The 1,935-nt window shown below is 74.4% G+C and carries 2 protein-coding genes; one reads left to right on the forward strand and one right to left on the reverse strand.

What is annotated here, in order from left to right:
- Positions 1-465: penicillin acylase family protein (locus ACWF9Z_RS06830; protein ID WP_453598211.1), on the forward strand; the 465-nt coding region annotated here is incomplete at its 5' end.
- A 122-nt stretch (positions 466-587) separates the two neighbouring features.
- Here ACWF9Z_RS06830 and ACWF9Z_RS06835 read toward each other — a convergent pair.
- Complete coding sequence (locus ACWF9Z_RS06835; protein WP_453598213.1) at positions 588-1,730, reverse strand: calcium:proton antiporter; 1,143 nt, start codon at positions 1,728-1,730, stop codon at positions 588-590.
- Positions 1,731-1,935: the final 205 nt, after the last annotated feature.

Consider the following 1,935-nt stretch of genomic DNA (forward strand, 5'->3'; position numbering starts at 1 on the left):
TGCGGTGCGGGCGCGCCGGCGCGCGCTCCGGGGGGCGGGCCGCGAGGGGCCGGGGCGCTCGCCGACACGGTCGCGGAGCTGGGTGCGGCGGGCATCGCGCTCGACGCACCGCTCGGTGAGAACCAGTTCGTGGTGCGCGGCGGGCAGAAGCTGCCGGTGGGCGGCGGGACCGAGGCGCTGGGGGTCTGGAACAAGATCGAGGCGCCGTGGAACGCGGCGGCCGGCGGCTATGCCGAGGTCGTGCACGGCTCCAGTCACATCCAGGCGGTCGGCTGGGACGGCGGCCGCTGCCCCGTGGCGCGCACCCTGCTGACGTACGGCCAGTCCTCGAACACGGACTCGCCGCACTCCACCGACCAGACCCGCCTCTTCTCGCAGGAGCGCTGGGTGACCTCGCGGTTCTGCGAGTGGGACATCCTCACGTCGCCGCAGCTGAAGGTGGTCTGGCCGCGCGAGCGGCGCTGACGCCGACGGCCCCGGGCAACGGGCCCGGGCCCGGCCACGGGCAACGGGCCACTCGCCTCCGGCACGCGTACGGCCGGCCGCTCCCGAGGGGGGCGGCCGGCCGTACGCGTGCCGGGGGGAGCTCAGGGGCTGACGGCGAGGAAGAGGTACGCGGCCAGCAGCACGATGTGGACGCCGCCCTGGAGCAGGGTGGCCCGGCCCGGGACGATCGTGAGGGCACTGACGACGATGGTCAGCGCGAGCAGCACCATGTGGACCGGGGCGAGGCCGAGCATCAGCGGACCGGAGAGCCAGATCGAGGCGAGCGCGATGGCCGGGATGGTCAGGCCGATGCTGGCGATGGCGGAGCCGTAGGCGAGGTTGAGGCTGGTCTGCACGCGGTCGCGGCGGGCGGCGCGGACGGCGGCCAGGGTTTCGGGCGCCAGGACGAGCATGGCGATGATCACGCCGACGACCGCGTAGGGCAGGCCCAGGTTCGCGACACCGCGTTCGATGGTCGGGGAGACCGCCTTGGCGTTGCCGACGACCGCGACGAGGGCGACGAGCAGCAGTCCGAGGCTGATCAGGGCGGCGCGTGCGGTGGGCGGCTCCGCGTGCTCCCCGCCGTCCGAGTCCGGGCCCGCCGAGGCGGCGGCCCGCGCCGCCTCCGTGCGGATCCGCTTCGTGTCGACGGGCAGGAAGTAGTCGCGGTGGCGGACGGTCTGGACGGTGATGAAGAGGCCGTAGAGGGCGAGCGAGACGGTGGCCGCGAAGGTCAGCTGGGCCGTGGAGAACTCGGGGCCGGGCTTGCTGGTGGTGAAGGTGGGCAGCACGAGGCTGAGGACGGCGAGCGTCGCGACGGTGGCGAGGGCCGCGCCCGAGCCCTCGGCGTTGAAGACGGCGACGCGGTTGCGCAGGGCCCCGACGAGCAGGGACAGGCCGACGATGCCGTTGCACGTGATCATGACGGCGGCGAAGACGGTGTCGCGGGCGAGCGAGGAGGTCTTGTCCCCGCCGTCGGCCAGCAAGGTGACGATGAGGGCCACCTCGATGACGGTCACGGCCACGGCCAGGACGAGGGAGCCGAAGGGTTCGCCCACCCTGAGCGCGACGACTTCGGCATGGTGGACCGCCGCGAGCACCGCGCCGGCCAGGCAGAGCGCCACCAGGGCCACGGCCGGCGTGGGCAGGTCGCGTCCCCAGCTGAAGAAGAGCGCGACGAGCGCCACCACGGGGACCAGGACGGTCCAGTCGGTCAGGGGTGTTCTGTGCGTTGCCGTACTCATATCAGCCAACTTGCCAGAAGTATCCCCCCAGCGCGGCGCAACAGCCGCCTTCGGGGCCCTGACGTGGCACTTCTCACGTGACTCCGGGCGTGGGGGGGGGGGGGGGGCGCGGCGGGGGGCGGGGGGGGGCCCCCCCGGGGGGGGGGGGGGGGGGGCGGGGGGGGGGGGGCGCCCCGCGCGGGGGGGGTATATAAAAAAGAGAGAC

The organism is Streptomyces sp. NPDC054961 (assembly GCF_053609145.1).

Excerpts from the sequence above, each read along its gene's own strand:
- ACWF9Z_RS06835 (WP_453598213.1), bottom strand. The coding sequence starts at position 1,730 with ATGAGTACGGCAACGCACAGAACACCCCTGACCGACTGGACCGTCCTG.